Source organism: Pseudoalteromonas sp. MER144-MNA-CIBAN-0113 (assembly GCF_040308965.1).
GTDB classification, from domain to species: domain Bacteria; phylum Pseudomonadota; class Gammaproteobacteria; order Enterobacterales; family Alteromonadaceae; genus Pseudoalteromonas; species Pseudoalteromonas tetraodonis.
In genome coordinates, this window is sequence record NZ_JBEOOG010000029.1 from 1 (window position 1) to 21,567 (window position 21,567).

Here is a 21,567-nt window from a genome sequence, read left to right on the forward strand (position 1 = left end):
TGTTGCTCGGTTTTTACTTAGCCCACTAGGTTACAAACCTCGCGCCGCGATTAAACCGCTCCTAGTTTGAACAAATTTTAATCCAAAAAGGTCAACAGACCCTTATTAAAAGCGGTATTCTGCACCTACGTAGTAGTAAGCACCGTTAAAACCAAATGGCGCTGAACGACGAGAGTACTTAAATACCCCATCACTGCTGACAATGGTATTACCTTGAGCATCTACAATAGTGCCTGAACGTGAATTACCTATGGTGTTTTCATCTGGATAAACATCAAATAAGTTATTTGCGCCAATATTTACCGATAAGTTATCAGTTACAAAATAATTAACTTTAATGTCAGTTAAAATTTCAGCACCGTAAGTCTGGCGACCGCCATCTTCAACTGTGTACTCACCAAAACGATTAAGTGATAAATTAACAGTCCAGTCGTCACGGCGATAAAGCGCACTTAAGTTAATGCGATCTTCTGGTTGCCATTCTTCAATGATAGAAATTTCTTGATCAGAAAACACATCATCGACTGGCACGGTTTCAAGACCAGAACCTGCAGGTGTAAATAACGACACCACATCGGTTTCGGTAAAGTTGGCCGCTAATGTAAAATCAAGTGTGCCGCCTAGGCCTTCTGTATTCCATGTAGCTACAAAGTCGATACCTTGCGTTTCTGTGTCAGCCCCATTTAAGAAAAACTGTCCTGCACCAGCACCCGAGCTCAGTAACGCGGCATCAAGGCTGTTTGATAAACCTTTGCCTAGGCGATTACTAATTACAATACGGTCGTCAATATCGATTGAGTAGTAATCAAGCGTTACATTAATATTATCGCTTACATTATAAACAATACCTAAACTGCGGTTTTGAGATTTCTCTTCTGTTAACTTAGGAATACCTAAACTTTGCGCCAGGGTTGAATCGTTTCTAAACGTGCCCACTTCTTCAGCCACTAAATTGCCATTAGGGCCAACAACAAACTGCGTGCTGATGTTGTTAAAGTACAACTGCTGCATTGAAGGCGCTCTAAAGCCTGAACTTAATGCACCACGAAGTGAAATATCTTCGGTTAATGACCAGTTACCCGCGAGTTTAAAGTTAACTGTATCGCCAAATCCTTTGTAATTATCGTAACGTAACGCCCCTGAGATAATCACATCCTCAATAACGTAAGCTTCAGCGTCTAAGTAAAACGAGATCACATCGCGCGACTCATCAACCGACGATGCTGGCGATGAACCACCAAAGCCTTGTGTGCCACCTGATGCATTTTCGCTACCAATACCACCGCTTAGTCCATCATAAATATTAACACCATTGTTGGTATCGTAATCGCGGTATGCGTATTCGCTGCCCTCTAAAATACGGTACTCATCGGTGCGTATTTCTGCGCCCATTGCTAATGAGTAATCATCAAAATTTTGAGTAAAATCAAGATTAATCGTTTGCAGTGATAACTCCATACCATACGCGTAACCTTCACGTGGAATAGTGGCGCGAATATCTGCAGCGCTTAAGCCTTGGTCGTAACGTAAGAAGTTGGCATAAGAGGCATTAATCGTATCGCTAGTGGTGTAATCAATGCTGTTTTCACCATAGGTGTACGATAAGTCTAAGCTTGAGTCGTTATCAAACTGCGTTTTATAACCAAAGTTATATGAAATATCGTCAATCGTAGTGTTTATTTTTGGTAAAAAGCCAGCCGGAACTGTCGCATCACCATCTTGTAATACTGGGTTACCACCGGCATTGGCATTATGACGGAAAAATGCTGCTGATTCGTTATCACGCGTTGAATAGGTAATAAAACCGTATAGTTCACCCGCTCCTAATTCGTAGCCGGTGTTAACCGTTAAACCAAATTGTTGAGAGTCGGCATCGCCAATTCTAAATGTATCGCGTGGCGCGGTTAGTTCACGCGGGTCGCCTGCCAGTAACGTGCCGTCACTGAGCTCAGTACAACCATAAAATTGACATGAACCATGAAGCCCTGCACGGTTAGTTGGTGCGCGGTCACGGTAGTTTATAGTTGTATTTAAATAACCATTGTCACCTAAAGCAAAGCCTTTATTAAAGTCGATGTTAACAGTTTCGCCATCACCTTCTGAATACTCACCGTAGTTAATAGCGGCTTTACCACCTTCGCTGCCATCTTTGAGCACAATATTTATAACACCGGCAATTGCATCAGAACCATATTGAGCCGCAGCGCCATCACGCAGTACTTCAATACGTTTAATTGCTGAGGCTGGAATAGCGTTCATATCGGTACCCGCCGTACCACGCCCCACCGAAGTATTAATGTGAATAATACTGGCTTGGTGACGACGCTTACCATTGATCAATACCAACGTTTGATCTGGCCCTAGGCCACGTAGCGTTGCTGGTCTTAATGCGTCAGTACCATCACTGATAGATGAACTTGAAAAGTTAAAAGAAGGTGCAATAGCTTGAAGCATGCGGCCAACTTCTGTTTGGCCGGTATTTTCGAGTGCTTCTGCACTTAAAATATCAACGGGGACAGGTAAGTCTTCAACTGAGCGCCCTGCCACACGACTACCTACAATAGCAATTTTTTCGATGTTTTGTTCTGCGCTTTGTTCAGCGGCATTGATTCCTTGTGAATTAACTGCAAGTAAAGCAGGTAATACAGCTGCACTAACTCCTGAAAGCTTCATCATGTTGTTATCTTTCCTATTGATTTGTTTGAGTTTAATACTCAGTAAACCATTTTGATCAACAACCGCATCGAGCTGTGTCTCAGCCAGTAATGCTTTTAGTGCATCAAGTTGAGAATAAAATCCATACAACGAATTTGCTTCGTATTGCTTGGCAAGTTCATACGAAAAAACCACAGTTTGTTCTGTTTGCTTAGCAAATTCTATTAAGGCTTTGTCTGCTCGTTGCGCTTTTATATCAAATTGCATCATTTGCCCCTCGGTTTGACTTGCATACACACTGATACTTAAAAACAGCGGTGCAACAAGGCCAAATTGAGTTAAATGGCACGTATGGTTACTGCGCAACTTATATAAACAGTTAGCAAACAAAAATCCTCTATAGTTTTTTATCATTTTTTTAATCTTTAAATTACTTTTTACACCCTTATGAGCAACATTGATTAGCAATGGTGTGATTTTCATTACGATTACCTATGATTTTTTTTGATATTTTAGGCTAACAACATGCTCGCCTAAACGTTCATGTTCAATCGAAAAATTATTTTGTAAGCTCTCTAACAGCCCTGCCACATCACCCGCTTTAAAAACACCGGCCACTTTTATACGGGCTAACTCATCAGATGATAGTTCAAACCGCGTAGCGGTATAACGGCTGACTTCGTTTAAGGCATCAACCAGTTGCTCACCATTAAATATCAACATGCCATTTTGCCAAGCTAAGTCACGCTGTACATTATCAACCGATAACTGTGTGATTGGTTTGGTAACGCTTTGTTCAATAACTGCTTTTTCACCTGATATCACAATATTGGCATTAATTTGACGAATTTCATGATTGTTATTATCAGCTTGTTGATACGCTTTAAAATCATCAGCATTAACAGCAACGCTAGGATCGGTGATCATCACTTTACCCTCAGTAACAACCAGCTCGAGATCTGACGAAGTATTGCGCTGCACATTAAATACAGTGCCGAGAGCGGTAAAGCTTTTATCACCGGCCATCACGCTGAATGGGCGTGATGCATCTTTAGCAACATTAAAACGGCCCTCGCCACGACTTAGTAACAATTGCCTACGGCCTTGGCTATAAGCGACTTCCAATGAGCTATTGGTATTAAGTTGTACAATTGTGCCATCTGGTAAAACATAGGTTGCTTGCTCGCCAACTTTTGTTTTATAAATTTTTGTATAATTTACCTTGGCTAAATTTTTGTTGAAATTGCTATCTATATTTAGCAATAAATAGCTGCACATCATTAATGCAGCAACAATACTTGCTGCCATGCCAAATACATACGCAGGCTTTGTTTTGCTATTAGCCGATTGTTTATTTGGAAATAATACGCTGAGTTCGTTAAGTACACTCAGGTCATCCCAAAGCTGAGCTAATTCATACACCGCATTTTGATGAGCAGTACTTTGTAGCATCCACAGTTTAAATTGTTCTTGCTCTTCTTTTGTAAGGCCACGGTCAATAGCACTGATCCATTGCGATGCTTTTTCTAATATTAATTCTTTTGAGGTAAATTGATGGATGTTATTCATTTTGCTGCCCTCATTATGTCCGCACTTTGTTGGCAATGGTCGCTCTCATCGTGTGACTGTTCGCGCATATATAGCATGGTATTTAATAACCCTTTGGCAATGTGTTTTTCTACCGTACTTTGACTTAGCTGCATTTGCTGTGCGATCTCTTTTTGGCTCATTCCATAGACTTTTTTTAAAATAAAGCACTTTCTTACAACAGGACTTAATTGCTCAGTCGCCCGACAAAATAATAAAAAACGCTCTTTAGAGGTGTATTCGTCTTCTAATTGCATTGATTTAAGCAATTTGGGGAGTTCAGTTTCGTGATTTAAAGGGGTACTAAATTTATTATCCCATTTAGCTATATGATTAAGTGCTAGGTGTTTAGCTGTTTTTAACATGTAGCTACGGGTGTATTGAATATCTTGCTTTAATTCAGCTTCATAACTTTTAACAAAGGTTTCTTGAACAATATCATCAACATCGTCAGGCAACACAATTTTAGACACGAAGCGCCGCAGTTGCGTGGATATGTCTGAGAATGTACTGGCTAATTTAAGTCCTCGAGCCACGTAGGTAGTCCCTTGTTATTATTATTACCGTAAGATTACGAGTTTTAGGGCTAATTACAAGGAGTTTTGTTAATTATTGGTTATTTATTAGTTGCTAACATACATAGTGCAATGTAAACGTATTACCTTTTAAAACTTTTTTAATCATTATGCCTGTTTGGTAAATATTGAAAGTTAGCGCAATTTTAGTTGATTTGGCTTTTTATAATGAGGGCAAACAGATATTTAGCTTAATTTTATTGGCGTGTTGTGTAGTAATTTAGTAGTCGCAACGCTACTATTAACGGATAGGAGTTACATATGAATAATCAAAAATTATCAGATTTTGAGCTTTACTTTCAAATTGAGGAAAGTAATCGCGTCAATCTGTTTGCCGTGGATGATTCGGCTGTGCCAAAAAGCTTAGCTGAACTTGACGCTGATATTCCGCCTTTATTTAAACTTGCTAACGAAGTAAGCAGTTTAGAGCAAAGCGCCTTAGGCCCTTTGCGTAATTTAGGTGATATTGCCCAAGAACTAACTACTTTTTTACAAGCTCAGTCGCGCAAAATAGATTTGATCATGAGTCATATTTTAGCCTCTGAACAACCTGAAGATAACTCAATCTATTGCGACAGTTACGGCGGTGGCGGCATTAAGTTTACCAGTGAACATTTGTATACATTAGGGCAAAAGTTTCGTACTAAACTTTTTTTACAACACGAGGCCTCTGCGGTGTATTGTTATAGCGAAGTGGTTGCCATTGAAAAACAAGATAATGAGCACTACCAATATACCCTGTTATTTGTATCAATAAGAGACAGCGACCAAGAGCTGGTTGTAAGAGCCAGCTTACATGCGCAAACTCGCCAGCTTAAAAAGCGCCAGCAACTTGAAAAAGCCAAAGAGAGTACAAACGATAAAAGCTAGCGTTTATTTACTTCTCAAATCGCTTTAAAATTGTGAGCCAAACGCTCATTTAGAAGTGACTTAGCAGTAATTGAACTGCTAAACTAGCCCCATCTTTATTTGTATTAAAAATCCATGAACTTTAGACTTTTACCTGAATGGGCCGAGCAAGACGCTGTTATGCTTACATGGCCGCATAAAGACACAGATTGGGCTGATAATTTAGCCCGTGTAGAACCTGTATATATTGAGCTTGCTAAGCATATAACAACGCAGCAAAAGCTTGTTATTGTGGCGCATAATAGCGCCTTAAAAATGCATATTACAGCATTGCTAAATAGCGCTAACATCTCTTTGAATCGTGTTCATTTTGTAGTAACCCCTACCAACGATACGTGGGCTCGCGATCATGGCCCGCTTACTTGTAGCGCTATTGACTCACCTGAGCAACTAAAAGTATATGATTTTACTTTCAATGGTTGGGGCAATAAATTTGAAAGCGCATTAGATAATCAAATTAATCGTACTTTGGTAAAAGAGTTAAGTAGCAAAAAAAACCACTATCAAGCGCTCGATATGGTACTTGAAGGTGGCGGTATTGAAATAAACGAGCATGGTGTGTTGCTAACAACCAGCGAATGTTTGCTTAATAAAAACCGTAATCCAAATTTAAACCCAAGTGACATAGAAGCGCTTTTAAAAGTGCACTTAGGCGCAACAGATTTTTTATGGGTTGATCATGGCTATCTAGCTGGTGACGACACGGACAGCCACATTGATACCTTAGTGCGTTTTGCACCAAATAATACACTTGTGTATGTGCAATGTGACGATAAAAGCGATGAGCACTTCAGCGCGCTTAATGCCATGCAAAAGCAACTACAAAGCTTTAAAACTGCCGATCGCACCCCATATAAGCTAATTGAGTTGCCATGGCCAAAAGCCGTGTACGATGATGAAAACACGCGCTTACCCGCCACCTATGCAAATTACTTAATTATTAACAATGCGGTATTAGTGCCTACTTATAACGATGTAAACGACCAACGCGCGTTAGCACAGGTTCAAAAAGCATACCCAGATCACACAATTATTGGGGTAAATTGTTTACCTATTATTGAGCAATTTGGCAGTCTTCACTGCATTACAATGCAATTACCTCGTGGATTTTTAGCTGGAGCAGCACAATGACAAGCCCTGCAAATTTATCAGTTGCCTTAGTGCAACAAAGCAACAGTGACAACGCTGAACACAATATTGAAAAATCAATTGCTGGCATTCGCGATGCAGCCAGTCAAGGTGCACAACTTGTTGTGCTACAAGAGTTACACCGTAGTTTATACTTTTGCCAAACCGAAGATGTCGACGTCTTTGATTTAGCCGAAACAATACCTGGGCCGAGTAGTAATACGTTAGGTGAACTTGCTAAAGAGCTTGGTATTGTGATTGTCGCGTCTTTATTTGAAAAGCGCGCTACAGGCCTTTATCACAATACCGCAGTGGTGCTCGAAAAAGACGGCAGTATTGCCGGTAAATACCGTAAAATGCATATACCGGATGACCCTGGCTTTTATGAAAAGTTTTACTTTACTCCTGGCGACTTAGGCTTTGAGCCTATTCAAACCTCAGTGGGCAAACTTGGCGTACTGGTGTGTTGGGATCAGTGGTTTCCTGAAGCGGCGCGTTTAATGGCGATGGCAGGTGCAGAGCTTTTAATTTATCCAACAGCCATTGGCTGGGATCCACGCGATGATAAAGATGAGCAAACCCGCCAAAAAGATGCTTGGGTTATTAGCCAACGAGCCCATGCGGTAGCTAATGGCGTTCCAGTGATTAGCTGTAATCGTGTTGGTCTTGAGCGCGACCCGAGTGGACAAAGTGACGGCATTCTATTTTGGGGTAACTCGTTTATTGCAGGTCCCCAAGGCGAAATATTGGCAGAGGCTGATAACCAAAGTGAACAAATATTAATGGTTGAACTTGATCAAAAACGCAGCGAGAACGTAAGACGTATCTGGCCGTATTTACGCGACCGCAGAATTGATCATTATCAAGATTTAACAAAAATCTATCGCGACTAAATAATAGTATGGCTCTTAGCAGCTAAGAGCCTAATTTAATGGAGTAATTAATGGCGTTTGAGCAATGGGCAGCCTTGCCTTGGGTAAAATCTCAAAAAGATAAAATTCAATGGGGCGAGCTTTTAGGCAGTGGCTTGAGCATTGCCATTGCACAAGGTGTAAAACAACAAGATAACTTAGTGTTAATAGTTACGCCAGATACACCAAGTGCTTTGCGCCTTGAAACCGAATTAGAGTATTTGCTTCCTGATAATCCGGTAATGATATTTCCGGATTGGGAGACATTGCCTTATGATCATTTCTCTCCCCATCAAGATATTATTTCCGCGCGCTTAGCAACACTTAATACCCTGAAAAACGAGCAACAAAGCGTGCTCATTATGCCTGTATCAACGCTGATGCTGCGCACGGCCCCAGCTTCGTTTATATACGGTTCAACGCTTAATTTTAAAGTGGGCGATAGATTAGACACCCACGCTTTGCGTGAAAACTTAGAGCAAGCGGGTTACATGCACGTGCAACAAGTTATGGAGCATGGCGAATATGCAATACGTGGCTCTATTGTTGATTTATATCCGATGGGCAGTAAACACCCATTTAGGCTCGATTTTTTTGATGACGAGCTTGATACCATTCGCTTATTTGATGTGGAAACACAACGATCAGACGAAAAAGTTGAAAAAATTGAGTTACTCCCTGCCCATGAATTCCCCACTAACGACACGGATATTGAACGCTTTAGAATAAACTATCGTAAAAAGTTTGGCGCAAGCGCAGAGCAAGACTCTGTTTATATGCAAGTTAGTAAAGGTAATTGGCCTGGAGGTATTGAATACTACATGCCATTATTTTTTGATGGCTTGGCGACTATTTTTGACTATTTGCCTGAATCAACAACCGTGATGCAATTAGGCGATTTAGAACATGCGGCGGATAATTTTTGGCACGATGTTAATGTACGCTATGAAAACCGCCGTGTGGACCCCTTGCGCCCACTTTTACCACCGGATGAATTGTACCAGCCAATCAATGAGCTATTTTCAAACTTAGGTAATTATGGCCGCATTCGTTTATCGCAAGCAAAATTAGGTACTAAAGCCGGAAATAAAAACCTTGCCGTTAATGAATTACCCAATGTCCGCATTGATCATAAACAACATGAACCTTACAACGCATTCATTAGCTATGTGGCAGAGCAAAAAAAGAAAAAAGGCCGAGTTGTCATTAGTGTTGAGTCGGATGGTCGACGTGAATCCTTACTGAGTATATTAAAACCCAGCGGCTTAAAATTTAAAGAATTTGATACTTTTGAGCAATTTACCAACAGCAGTAGTGACGTTGGTTTAATTGTAAGCCCACTTGAACAAAGTGTTGTGCTTAGCACAAAACCTAGCCTGAGCATTATTACTGAGCAAGAATTGCTTGGAATTAAAGTATCACAACGCAGACGCCGTAAGCACAAGTATGAAGCAAGCCAAGATGCGCTAATTCGTAACTTAGCAGAGTTAAAAGAAGGCCAACCGGTTGTGCACCTTGACCATGGTGTTGGCCGTTATCAAGGACTGCAAACAATTGATGCTGCCGGTGTGGTTACTGAATTTGTAACCATTATTTATGCCGGTGAAGCAAAGCTCTATGTGCCGGTATCAGCGCTTCATATGCTTAGCCGTTACTCTGGCGGTGAAGAAGCCAGTGCCCCACTGCATAAGCTCGGCTCTGATGCGTGGGATAAGGCAAAAAAACGCGCCGCTGAAAAAGTACGCGATGTCGCTGCTGAATTGCTCGATATCTACGCTCAGCGCCAAGCAAAGCCGGGTAATAAATTTACGCTGGATGGCCAAGCTTATCGTCAATTTAGTGATAGCTTCCCGTTTGAAGAAACGGATGATCAACGTAACGCTATTGAAGCTGTACTGGGTGATATGCAATCAAAACAAGCCATGGATCGCTTAGTCTGTGGTGATGTAGGCTTTGGTAAAACCGAAGTAGCAATGCGTGCAGCGTTTGTTGCGGTTAACGATAATAAGCAGGTGGCTATTTTAGTCCCTACCACCCTACTTGCTCAACAACACTACGATAACTTTAAAGACCGCTTTGCTGATTTTCCAATTGAAGTGGGTGTATTGTCTCGGTTTAACTCAACTAAAGAGCAAAAAGAAACCCTTGAAAAAATGAGTAATGGCAAGCTTGACGTGGTTATTGGCACGCACAAACTAATTCAACAAGACATCAACTTTAAAGATTTAGGCCTGTTAATTGTTGATGAAGAACACCGATTTGGGGTGCGCCAAAAAGAAAAAATTAAAGCCCTGAGAGCTGATGTTGACATACTCACCCTGACCGCTACGCCTATCCCCCGTACTTTAAATATGGCCATGAGTGGTATGCGCGATTTATCTATTATTGCTACCCCACCGGCTAAACGCTTAGCCGTTAAAACTTTTGTGCGCCAACGCGACGAAGAGCTTATTCGCGAAGCGGTACTGCGTGAAATTAAACGCGGCGGCCAGGTGTACTTTTTACACAACAATGTAGAAACCATTGAGCGTGTTGCTCAAGAAATTAGCGAATGGGTGCCTGAGGCAACAGTTACCTCAGCCCACGGGCAAATGCGAGAGCAAGAGCTTGAGCAGATCATGACCGATTTTTATCACCAAAAATACAATGTACTGGTATGTACTACGATTATTGAAACCGGCATTGATGTACCCACAGCAAATACCATTATTATGGACAGAGCCGATAAACTCGGTCTTGCTCAGCTGCATCAATTACGCGGACGTGTTGGTAGAAGTCATCACCAAGCCTATGCTTATTTACTCACAGGTAACCCTAAAGCGCTCTCTAAAGATGCGAAAAAGCGTTTAGATGCCATTGCCTCATTAGAAGATTTAGGCGCAGGCTTTGCCTTAGCAACCCACGATTTAGAAATTCGTGGTGCCGGTGAGCTATTAGGAGACGATCAATCTGGACAAATGCAAACCATTGGCTTTAATTTATACATGGAAATGCTTGAACAGGCTGTTAACGCGCTTAAAAATGGTCAAGAGCCAACCCTTGAAAATCTATTACAAAAACAAACCGAAGTTGATTTAAAGCTACCTGCCTTGTTACCTGATGATTATATTCATGATGTTAACGCGCGTTTAGGTATGTACAAGCGTGTAGCAAGTTGTGCTAACCTTGCTGATATTGATGAACTGCAAGTAGAATTGATAGACCGCTTTGGTTTATTACCTGATGCAGCTAAAAACCTATTTAGTTTACAACAACTAAAAATGCAGGCGAGCAATTTGGGCATAACCAAAATAGAAGCTAACCCGAAAGGAGGCTACTTTGAGTTTAGTCAAAATACCAAGGTTAATCCTAGCTTCATTATTGGTTTGATACAAAGTGCGCCACACATTTATAAAATGGATGGCGCAAATAAATTACGCTTTGCCATTAGCGAGGCGAATGCCCGTGAACGCTTAAAAATGATCACTGCTATGATTGCAGATTTCGAAAAAAAGGTTAGCCATTAATGTTGCTGAAAAAATCGCTGGTTATTTTATGCTGCTTATTTAGCAGTACTGCATTTGCAGAGCGCTGGTTTGAAGTAGAGGTGTTAATATTTAAACAGCACCCTGCTCCTTACTTACAAGAAGACTTTAGCTTAAAGCATGACGCCATTGAAGATAAAAACACCTTAGATTTATTGGCCTCTGCTTATAAAAACCAAGCAATGGACGCGTGTATAAACGGTGACCCACGCTTTCAAACACGTACATTTGCTGACACTTTGGTTAATTCAAACCCACAGTCTGCAGCGTGTAATGACAGCATTGATTATGTAAAAAGTTACGATGTGCTGCCAGTAACCCCTCAAGCACCAGTACAAGATACGATGGAGCAAACTTACCTGCTCGCTCCTGAACAACTGCAGTTTGAACAACAACGCCAAGCTTTAGACCGCAAAGGACTCACCCCTATATTACATACCGGCTGGCGGTTTGAAGGCGCAAGTAAATCACGCTCCCCTAGTATGCACTTATTTGCAGGCAACCAATTAAAAAACAATATGAACACCGGTTTTAGTTACGCCAATTCCGACTTTATTAGCTTACTTGATACTCTTGAGCCATTGTTTAATGAAGCACAGTCTCCGACCATGAAATGGGAGTTAGATGGCTTATTGAAAATACATTTACGCCATTATTTATACATTAATGCGGATTTCGATATTAGTGAAAAGCAAGATAATGGTGAGCTAGAATCAGCCCGTTTTTCACAATTTAGACGCGTTTTCAGCGAAGATATTCATTACTTTGATCATCCTCGTATGGGTATGATTGTACAAATTCGAAAATTTAACCATTAACAGTAGGAAAATAATTATGAAGAAGCTCCTAATAATTGCTGCAGCACTGAGTCTTGCTGCTTGTTCAAAAGTAAGCATGGAAAATTACGAAAAAATTAAAATTGGTATGGACAAAACAGAAGTTGAAGCACTTTTAGGCAGTGCTGATAACTGTGTAGAAAAAACATTACATACTAGCTGTACTTGGGGTGATGACGCTAAAAACATCGAAATTACCCTGGTATCAGACAAAGTAACGCTTTACAGCAAAAAAGGGCTAACAGATAAATAAGGACAACAAAGGAATAACGTATGTTATTCCTCTTTTTTTGCATCGCTGGTGTAAATAAGCTCTATATTGACTATTTTACTGCGGTTTAAAGTGATTTTGTAACGCTGATAGAGCGTTTTATCCGGTTCGGTTAGAACCAATACCATGTTTAACTGATAGCGCCTTTCTACTCCCTGTTTAGAAATTTTATTGTTTTCTAAATGATAGAGCTTCCCTTCCCCTTTTTTTAAATAACGTGCAAACGGTGCGAGATTAAATTGCAGCGTTTGCTGCAAGCTATCGTAGCCTGGCAAAAATTCTTTAGCACTTACCCGGGTTTCACTAGCAAAATGCAGCCATTGCGCCGCCTGTTTGTTTTGCTGACGACGCTTAGAAAAAATTTTCCTCACTTCTTTGGGGATTTTTTTAAACCGGGTGTACTCTAACCAAATAAACTGACTCGCCACTTTATCTTTTGTGATACTGTTTTTAAAAATAAAGCGCCATTTTGGCCGCCCTCGCACAATAGCACGCCAAATAATACGGGTAATATCTTCTTTAAATATTTCTCTTAGCCCGTAAATAACCCCTAAAATTAGAATTAATGAAGCGGTTATTTCAGTAAAGGTAGAACGCGCATTGAGTATTACCACCATCACAAAAGCCATTATAACAGCCGTTACAGAGCCTTTTACCAACCGCTTTAAATAGCTATTAAGATAGCGTGTTTGACGCTGTAAAATCACTCCATGCTCTATTAAACGCTGGAGTAAACGCATCTTATTAGTAATTCTGTTGGCGTCTTTAAGTGTTGAATCAGAATTATATTGCTGCTCTGCTCGATACTCACTCTCTGACTTACAAAAGTTTAATAAGTCGTTTCGTTCTTTAGCGTGATCGCTACTACGCGGGCCTTCATCAAGTAGCTTTAAAAAAGTTTGTTCAATTTGCCAGCTTAGGTAGTTATCAGCATTAGTATAAAACGGGATCAGCTTTTCGTTATCTGGGGTGTAACGTCTGAGTTTTCTAAGTAGGCTTTGGCTTTGTTCACAGAGCTCCATGGCTCGTTGATAAAACTCATCGCTTTCTTGAATTTTTAACGCATCTTTAATATCGGCATCAATTGCCAGACGCACTTGATAACAATATAGATTTAAATTTTGTCGGTAATCTTGCTGCTCACCTTTGTTCTTACTAACAAAACGGCTTCGTACCAATGGAAGATGAATGTTATTCGCGTTATAGGCTACAAAAGATTTAAATTGGTTATTAAAGTAAGACTCTTCGCTGAGTGTTTGCGCGTTAATACCCATTTCGTTTGGGATAGAAAAATAAAGATCGAGACGCTGCTCTGCACGCGGTGATAGTTGCGGTTCAATAACAAACGATAAATTTTCGTCTTGCTTTAACAATGATGCCTCCTTCGGTTACCTACCTGAGTTTACGTGCCTCTTTAATTTTGTTCAACAAAAAAGGCCTAGTAAAAACTAGGCCTTTTAGTAGTTCTAATGAATTAAAATTAGAACTTAACGTTTACGCCAGCGAATAAACGACGACCTAACGTATCAAACGTGTACGGGTCAGTGTTTGAATCGTTATTACCTGAGTAATACGGTGGCTCTTTATCAAATAAGTTATTAACACCTGCAGACAATGTCACTGTATCATTAATTAAGTAAGATCCACTAATGTCATGGTACACAACTGAAGGCGTTGAAGGTGCATAACATGTCTCACCATCAATACATGCGAAGCTATCTAGGCCAGCAATGTAGCGTGCTTCATAAGTTGCATCCCAGTTATCTCCTTTAACTGTTAAGTTAAAGTTTGATTTGATATCTGCGTAACTACCAGCGCCACCCGTAATGTAACCAGCGTAATCTACAACAGCACCCGTATCAACAACGTATTCATCTAAATATGTTGTATCAAGGCCAGCTCTCCAGCTTAAGCCTAATGCATCAAATGAATACTTCAGATTTAAGTCAATGCCAGATGTTTTTTCAGAACCAATATTACGAAGCTGATTATTGAACACAATTCGACCATCAGCTTGTAAAATTGCACCTGTGCTTGCACAAAGTTCGTTTGAACTGCTGTTTGAATTACCAATACATTGATCAACAACGAATTGGTTGTTGTATGTTGAAATAGCATTTTCGATTTCAATGTCGTAGTAATCTACGGTCATTGAGAAACCTTCAAACCATTGTGGTTCGTACACCACACCAAACGTTAAAGTATCAGCTTCTTCTGGTGTTAGATTTTGATTACCGCCCACAGTTACTTCTGCCTGGCTATCAGCACCTGGGTATTTTACTTGCTCATAAGATGGCGCATTACCTGAGTAAAGCTCATCTACCGTTGGAGCACGGAATGCGGTTGAACGTACGCCACGGAACATCAATTCATCATTTGCTTTCCAAGTAAAACCAAGTTTCCATGTTTCATCAGAACCAAAAGTGCTGTAATCAAACGCGCGGATTGCCGCACTTAATTCAACATATTCTGCAAATGGAAGCTCAGATAGTAAGGGTAATGCAAACTCAACATAAGCCTCATTCACATCAAACCCACCACTTGTTGGATCTACACGTGGATCGTTACCTAGACCTTGAGCAGCAATTGAATCAGGGTTATACCATGCCTTTTCTTGGCGACGCTCTACACCCGCTGCAAATGCAGCATAACCTGCAGGTAACTCAAACATTTCACCAGATAATGAGGCTGCCAAAATAAATAACTGGCTTCCACCTGAGTTTTGCTCTGTGTATATATAATCTTGAATGTTTTCTTGTGACCAAGATGCCTCATTTAAAGGCTTAAATGTACCTGCAGCTAAGTCTTCTGTGATTGCAGAAACGTTGTGCAGATTACTCATTTTATCAACAGAATCATTGCGACCAAAGTTTGCTGATGCATCCCATGAATAATCACCAATAATACCTTCAGCACCCACAACAACACGAACAGTATCAACTGTTTGCGATAAGTCACGAGTACCACTTTCAGCCATGCGACGACGGTAGCTTATTTCATCACCATAGGCGTAATTAGTCGGTGTTGTAACGTAATTATCATTAGCATCTTTTACAAATGCACCGTTAACGACTTGTCGCTTATCATAAGTTTGTGACAGTAAGCTGTCACCCATATCTTCGGTATATTTAAAGCCAAAGTTGATAGGCTGTGGTGCTAACTTTTGCTCTGACCAGCGCTTAGTATAGGTAAACTCGCTGAAAAGCATTGTGTCATCATTTAGTTCATAATTACCTAAACCTGTGATGTTTAAGCGTTCCATAGGTGTGTATAGGTAGCTTTTAGACGCATAGTTGTATGCATCGTTTTCATCGGTATAGCGGTGTAAGTTACCGCCAAGGCCACTTAAACCAGCATCGTCAGCAACACCCTGCTTCTCGATTTCACCTTTATCGTTGATGATATTAGCTGTATTAACATTGTAAATATGGCCGCCTTCGCTGAATGAAGAACCGCCACAGAAAAGTCCATTTTCGCCTTCAAATAAAGGACATGATGAGAAACCACGATCACCTTGACTTGCTTCACCACGATCAGTGTATTGAATACCAAAAACCATATTACCTTTGTCAAATGTTGTACCTAAGGTAAAGTCGATTGATGTTTCTGACGCATCATGTTTTGAAGTCATGGCTGTGTTGACGTTTAAATCTAAACCTTCAAAGTCATTTTTAAGGATAATATTTACAACACCAGCTACAGCATCTGTGCCGTATACTGCAGAAGCACCGTCTTTAAGTACTTCAATTTGTTTGATCATTGATACTGGAATAGTATTTAAATCAACCGTTGAAGCCGCACCAGTACCTGAATTGATCATACGACGACCATTAACAAGTACTAAAGTACGCTGTGAACCTAAACCACGTAAATCTATAGATGCACCACCGCCAGAGCCATTATTAACGCCAGGGTTTGTCATTGCACCACCCGTAGCCGTCATTTGTTGTAATACGCTATCTACAGATGTTGCACCTGATGCTTTAATTTCATCGGCACCGATAAGTGTAACTGGGCTAGCCGTTTCCATATCTGAACGCTTAATACGAGAACCCGTTACTTGAATTTTTTCAATTGACTTTGCTGCTTCGTCTGCAGCTAAAACTTGAACACTTGAGAACATTGGGATTGCTGCAATTACAGCTAAACCAAGAGTTGATTTTTTCATGGATGAACCCTACTTGTTGGAAATTTACCTAAATTGGTAATGCTCACTTTTATGAGAATTTTGAGTGAGCGGGAGCAACTTAGGCGCCTTTAACTGAATGAAAACTTAATGAGCGATCACGGTGCAATCAATAAAAATTAAAACGTCCCGCGAAAGGAACAAAGGTTACAGTATGTTTCATTGTTAATTAATAAAAACACTTTATAATCAATAATTAAAGACTAAGTAATCACATAAAAAACACAGCTGAAATCAAATGAGTAGAGTTTGTAATCAAATGTAATTATTACATTAATGTGCCCTAAACAGGAAAATTAACATGTTAATCACAGCTCGTTATTAAAACGGTAAAACTAGGTGTTAATTACTAACCATATTTATGCAAGTAGATTGTTTATTTAGTCTGAATTTTTTTGTTATAAGTTTTAATCATGCAAATTTTATGTGTATTGAAGGTTTAAGACGGGCTGCCAATTAAACTAAAAACGGCTACTAAAGTGGGTCCATTAGATAAATCTACATACAAATGATATAGGTGCTTTATTGCACGTATGAGCACAATTAAAAAAGTAAGCCAAGCAGAGCTTAAGTTATAAACTTGGAAGGTAAATGGGTATGTAAAAGCTTTATTCAGAATGGTTATTTTATCAGATGTACTTTAATTGCAAATAACTATTAAATGTGAGGCATTTGGCTTTCCGCTATAATTTTACGGGAATGGCGCAGTTAAAAACCACGCCTGAGTAGAAAGCCTTTAATAGGTAACGTTAAAAAAATATTCAACATTTTCACTTATGCCAGTGTTTGTATCGACAGTAGTAAGAATAAGCTTCCACACCATGTTTTTTTCCGAGCAAATCCCTACCATAGTATTAGCTACCCAAACGCTGCCCTGATTTTTAAATTGCACGGGAATGTAACCCATATACATAGTTACCCCCTCCAATTTAGCCGCTGTTATTGTTTCACCAGTCGGTAACTGAGTGTAAATTGAAAACGGTGTCTCTGGTGATAGGGTTTCTTCGCTTAGCCAAACTTTAACTTGATTTGGAAAAATACACGAGTTGTTATTTTTACACTCTGTTTGTGATTGATTTACTTTTGGTGTTGATGTTGATCCAGAAAAGTCACAACCTAGTAAGAATAGTAGAAAAGAAAGTAAACATACTCTATATATATACATGCAGGTTCTCAAAGTATCTAATGTATTAGTCCAACATTTGGACACGTTGGTTGATTATCGGCTTTAATGGGCAAGTAAGGTACAAATCACCTCAAAAAATAGACAGCAAGTTAATAAAGTTTGATTGATGTCATATTATTACGCAATTGACCTATCTTTTTAAGGCCAAAAAATTTATCATTTCAACCGCAAAAAAAACAAGTATTTCTTGAGATTATTATCTTTAACAACCACATATTGTGGGTTTTAGATAGTATACTTTGGAATAATAGTAGGTCCTACTTTTACAAGTAGGTAATTCATTTCTAAACGCATTTATTGCAGCGGAAGCCAGAAAATGAGCCAAACAGTAGCATCACAAACTGAGTACAATTATAAAGTTGTACGCCAATTCGCTATTATGACAGTGATTTGGGGCATCGTTGGCATGGGTATTGGGGTTCTGATAGCTGCCCAATTAGCTTGGCCAGCTCTTAACTTTGACACACCATGGTTAACTTACTCTCGACTTCGTCCGTTACACACGAACGCAGTAATTTTCGCATTTGGTACAAGTGCACTTTTTGCGACGTCTTATTACGTCGTACAACGTACATGTCAAACGCGCCTTCTTTCAGACAAATTAGCCGCCTTTACCTTCTGGGGTTGGCAGTTAGTTATTGTTCTAGCAGCAATTACTCTACCTATGGGTATTTCAAGTTCTAAAGAGTATGCAGAACTTGAGTGGCCAATCGATATCTTAATTGCTGTTGTTTGGGTAACTTACGCTATTGTATTTATGGGCACTATTGCAAAACGCAAAGTAGCGCATATTTATGTAGCTAACTGGTTCTATGCTGGTTTCATTATTACTGTTGCAGTACTTCATATTGTTAACAGCATGGCTGTTCCTGTCTCACTAACTAAATCATACTCAATTTACGCCGGTGCGGTTGATGCAATGGTTCAGTGGTGGTACGGACACAATGCAGTAGGTTTCCTTCTAACTGCTGGCTTCCTAGGTATGATGTATTACTTTGTACCAAAGCAAGCGGGTCGTCCAGTTTACTCATACCGTTTATCGGTTGTTCACTTTTGGGCTCTTATCTCGCTTTACATTTGGGCAGGTCCTCACCACCTTCACTACACTGCGCTTCCTGATTGGACGCAAAGCTTAGGTATGGTGATGTCTATTATCTTATTCGTACCGTCTTGGGGGGGTATGATCAACGGTATTATGACGCTCTCAGGTGCATGGCATAAGCTACGTACTGACCCAGTTTTACGTTTCTTAGTGGTTTCATTGTCTTTCTACGGTATGTCGACATTTGAAGGCCCGATGATGGCAATTAAATCTGTTAATGCGTTATCGCACTACACAGATTGGACTGTAGGTCACGTTCACTCAGGTGCATTAGGTTGGGTTGCGATGATTTCTATCGGTGCTATTTACCACCTTATCCCTGCGTTATTCTCGCAAGGTCGTATGTACAGCATCAAATTAATCAATACACACTTCTGGTTACACACAGTGGGTGTTGTTTTATACATTGTTGCAATGTGGATTTCAGGTGTAATGCAAGGTCTAATGTGGCGTGCAGTTAACTCTGACGGTACATTAATGTACAGCTTTGTACAGTCGTTAGAAGCCTCTCATCCTTTCTATGTTATGCGTTTCTTAGGTGGTGTTTTCATCGTCGCAGGTATGCTGATTATGGCTTATAACGTTTATCGTACAGTTTCAGCGAAAAATAATTCGCTAGAACTTGATGAACAAGCGCAGTTAGCATAACGGAGTCAGATAATGAGCAATAAAAATTCGCAAAATAAACACGAAATAATCGAGAAAAACATCGGCCTTATGGCCATCTTGACTGTTTTTGCAATCAGCTTTGGTGCACTCGTGGAAATTACGCCGCTAATGTTCCAAGACGATACAACCAAGCCAGTGGATGGGTTACGCCCGTTAAACGCACTAGAGTTTGAAGGTCGCGACATTTATGTACGTGAAGGTTGTGCTAACTGTCATTCTCAAATGATCCGTCCATTTCGTGATGAAGTTGAGCGTTACGGTCACTACTCTGTAGCAGGCGAGTCAGTATGGGATCACCCTTTCCTTTGGGGTTCTAAACGAACTGGCCCTGACTTAGCACGAGTAGGTAAACGTTACTCAGATGATTGGCATTATGCGCACTTAATGGATCCACGTGCCGTGGTTCCTGAGTCTAATATGCCAAGTTTCCCTTGGTTAGCAGAGAACACGCTTGATACAAGCTTAACTCTGAAAAAACTACAAATTTTCCGTGACACGTTTGCTATCAATCCAGAAAACCCAAAACACCCGGGTCTAGGTTATGGCAGTGACGAGGAATTAATCGCTGACATTGCTAAAGTTGACGCAATGAATGACGGTAAAGGTGCAACAGAAATGCAAGCCCTTATCGCTTATTTGCAACAACTTGGCACACATTTGAAGTAGATTATTATGGACTACGGGACATACAGAGGCATTTTGACTCTGGTAATTTTAGTATTATTTATTGTGATTGTTGGATGGGCATATAGCAAGCGTAGTAAAAGTCGTTTTAAAGACGCTGCTAATGTCATATTTGAAGATGAAAAAAAACACAACAATACACTCTCTAACGAGGAAAAGGGGTCTGAGAAATGACTAGCTTTTGGAGTATATGGGTTATTGTATTAACCCTTGCATGCTTAATCATTATCTTTGGTCTACTAGTTTGGAACTTAAAAAACTATGTAGGTGTAAAAGAAGGTGAAAGCTGTGGACATGAGTTTGACGGCATTGAAGAATTAAACAATCCACTACCAAAATGGTGGACTTACATGTTCTTCGCAACGTTTGTGTGGTCTGTTTATTACTTAGCAGCCTACCCAGGTTTAGGTAATTGGGAAGGTTTAGCAAAATGGACAAGCTCAAACCAAGGTATTACCTCTTTAACTGAATCGAAAGAAGCAGTCCTTGAAGCGAAAGAAGATGGCCGTTTTGTAAAGCTAGATGCTGAATACCGCGCTGCTGAAGAGCGTTTTGGCCCAATTTTTAATGAATTGGCTCAAATACCTGTTCTAGATCTAGTAGAGTCTAAATTTGCTGGTGATGCAGCACAGCAAGTTGCGCTAGAAAACGGCACTAAACATGAGCAAACTCAAGGTCAACTAGCGGTTGAAATTGGTCAACGTTTGTTCTCACAAAACTGTGCACAATGTCATGGCTCTGATGCTCGTGGTGGTACTGGCTTCCCTAACCTCACTGACAACGATTGGTTGTACGGTGGTACACCTGACAAAATCAGAGAAACATTACTTTTAGGCCGTGTTGCAGCAATGCCACCTTGGGGTGATGCATTAGGTGAGCAAGGCGTTAAAGAAATGACGGCTTACGTACTTAGCCTATCTGGTCGTACTGTTAACCAAAAAGATGCCGATGCAGGCAAAGCAAAATTTGCTATGTGTGCAGCATGTCATGGTGCAGATGGTAAAGGTTCAGTTGCACACAACTTACCGTTTGGTGCACCAAATCTAACTGATAACATTTGGTTGTACGGTGGTTCTCAACGTGCAGTTGAAGAAACACTTAACCATGGCCGCGCTGGTGTAATGCCTGCTTGGAAAGAGATTTTAGGCGAAGATAAAATTCACCTATTAACTGCTTACGTTTACAGCTTATCGCAAGATAAATAACGATAAAGTTAACAAAACGTTTCAGTTTTAATCTTTTTATTTCAGTAGATTAATTCAGATCAAAAAAGCCTCCACTCGGAGGCTTTTTTTTAGTCTTTTCATTCTATTTATTATAATATAGCCGCACATTAATTAATTT

General features: G+C 40.2%; 16 protein-coding genes. 10 read left to right on the top strand and 6 right to left on the bottom strand.

All coding sequences use genetic code 11. The features are described 5' to 3' along the window. Window positions 1–105: 105 nt before the first annotated feature. From AAEY57_RS09575 to AAEY57_RS09585, 3 genes are read right to left on the bottom strand one after another with little or no spacing between them, the layout of a single operon-like run. Window positions 106–3,138: a TonB-dependent receptor plug domain-containing protein gene (locus AAEY57_RS09575; protein WP_033102698.1), complete on the bottom strand. Its 3,033-nt coding sequence runs from the start codon at window positions 3,136–3,138 to the stop codon at window positions 106–108. Window positions 3,139–3,147: 9 nt separating this feature from the next. Beyond that, window positions 3,148–4,224 carry a FecR family protein gene (locus AAEY57_RS09580; protein ID WP_350607653.1) on the bottom strand — a complete coding sequence of 359 codons (1,077 nt, stop codon included), beginning with the start codon at window positions 4,222–4,224 and terminating at the stop codon, window positions 3,148–3,150. After that, a complete protein-coding gene (locus AAEY57_RS09585; protein WP_013464680.1) occupies window positions 4,221–4,778 on the bottom strand; it encodes an RNA polymerase sigma factor in 558 nt (185 codons plus the stop codon). Before AAEY57_RS09585 ends, AAEY57_RS09580 begins: the two co-directional genes overlap by 4 nt. A gap of 300 nt (window positions 4,779–5,078) precedes the next feature. On the opposite strand from AAEY57_RS09585, the gene AAEY57_RS09590 reads away from it, so the two are divergent. From AAEY57_RS09590 to AAEY57_RS09615, 6 genes are all read left to right on the top strand, one after another. Then, window positions 5,079–5,687, top strand: coding sequence for a PilZ domain-containing protein (locus tag AAEY57_RS09590; RefSeq protein ID WP_013464679.1), 609 nt, complete (start codon window positions 5,079–5,081; stop codon window positions 5,685–5,687). A 114-nt stretch (window positions 5,688–5,801) separates the two neighbouring features. Further along, entirely contained in the window at window positions 5,802–6,857 is a 1,056-nt protein-coding gene (locus AAEY57_RS09595; protein ID WP_350607657.1) for an agmatine deiminase family protein, read from the top strand. Beyond that, the gene (locus tag AAEY57_RS09600; RefSeq protein ID WP_064662847.1) at window positions 6,854–7,747 is read left to right on the top strand and encodes a carbon-nitrogen hydrolase; all 894 of its coding nucleotides are present in this window, start codon (window positions 6,854–6,856) and stop codon (window positions 7,745–7,747) included. Before AAEY57_RS09595 ends, AAEY57_RS09600 begins: the two co-directional genes overlap by 4 nt. A gap of 50 nt (window positions 7,748–7,797) precedes the next feature. Beyond that, window positions 7,798–11,271: a transcription-repair coupling factor gene (mfd, locus tag AAEY57_RS09605; RefSeq protein ID WP_350607660.1), complete on the top strand. Its 3,474-nt coding sequence runs from the start codon at window positions 7,798–7,800 to the stop codon at window positions 11,269–11,271. Continuing rightward, on the top strand, window positions 11,271–12,107 hold the full coding sequence (locus AAEY57_RS09610; RefSeq protein WP_350607662.1) for a peptidoglycan binding protein CsiV: 837 nt from the start codon (window positions 11,271–11,273) through the stop codon (window positions 12,105–12,107). The genes mfd and AAEY57_RS09610 overlap by 1 nt, the downstream gene beginning before the upstream one ends. Window positions 12,108–12,123: 16 nt before the next feature. After that, window positions 12,124–12,378 (top strand): hypothetical protein, encoded by a 255-nt coding sequence (locus AAEY57_RS09615; RefSeq protein ID WP_013464674.1) that lies wholly within the window; start codon window positions 12,124–12,126, stop codon window positions 12,376–12,378. Window positions 12,379–12,401: 23 nt separating this feature from the next. Here AAEY57_RS09615 and AAEY57_RS09620 read toward each other — a convergent pair whose 3' ends face one another. From AAEY57_RS09620 to AAEY57_RS09630, 3 genes are all read right to left on the bottom strand, one after another. Next, a complete protein-coding gene (locus AAEY57_RS09620) occupies window positions 12,402–13,769 on the bottom strand; it encodes a hypothetical protein (protein ID WP_013464673.1) in 1,368 nt (455 codons plus the stop codon). A 107-nt stretch (window positions 13,770–13,876) separates the two neighbouring features. Then, a complete protein-coding gene (locus AAEY57_RS09625; RefSeq protein ID WP_013464672.1) occupies window positions 13,877–16,564 on the bottom strand; it encodes a TonB-dependent receptor in 2,688 nt (895 codons plus the stop codon). Between the two features lie 754 nt (window positions 16,565–17,318). Further along, window positions 17,319–17,747: a hypothetical protein gene (locus AAEY57_RS09630; protein ID WP_350607666.1), complete on the bottom strand. Its 429-nt coding sequence runs from the start codon at window positions 17,745–17,747 to the stop codon at window positions 17,319–17,321. A 337-nt stretch (window positions 17,748–18,084) separates the two neighbouring features. On the opposite strand from AAEY57_RS09630, the gene ccoN reads away from it, so the two are divergent. Genes ccoN through ccoP form a run of 4 tightly spaced genes read left to right on the top strand, consistent with a single transcriptional unit; the run spans window position 18,085 to window position 21,428 of the window. Next, window positions 18,085–19,518, top strand: a complete 1,434-nt coding sequence (gene ccoN / locus AAEY57_RS09635) for a cytochrome-c oxidase, cbb3-type subunit I (protein WP_033102691.1) — start codon at window positions 18,085–18,087, stop codon at window positions 19,516–19,518. Window positions 19,519–19,530: 12 nt separating this feature from the next. Then, window positions 19,531–20,205, top strand: a complete 675-nt coding sequence (gene ccoO, locus AAEY57_RS09640) for a cytochrome-c oxidase, cbb3-type subunit II (protein ID WP_033102690.1) — start codon at window positions 19,531–19,533, stop codon at window positions 20,203–20,205. 6 nt (window positions 20,206–20,211) lie between these two features. Beyond that, window positions 20,212–20,397 carry a cbb3-type cytochrome oxidase subunit 3 gene (locus AAEY57_RS09645; protein ID WP_010389598.1) on the top strand — a complete coding sequence of 62 codons (186 nt, stop codon included), beginning with the start codon at window positions 20,212–20,214 and terminating at the stop codon, window positions 20,395–20,397. Then, on the top strand, window positions 20,394–21,428 hold the full coding sequence (gene ccoP / locus AAEY57_RS09650) for a cytochrome-c oxidase, cbb3-type subunit III (protein WP_033102689.1): 1,035 nt from the start codon (window positions 20,394–20,396) through the stop codon (window positions 21,426–21,428). Before AAEY57_RS09645 ends, ccoP begins: the two co-directional genes overlap by 4 nt. Window positions 21,429–21,567: the final 139 nt, after the last annotated feature.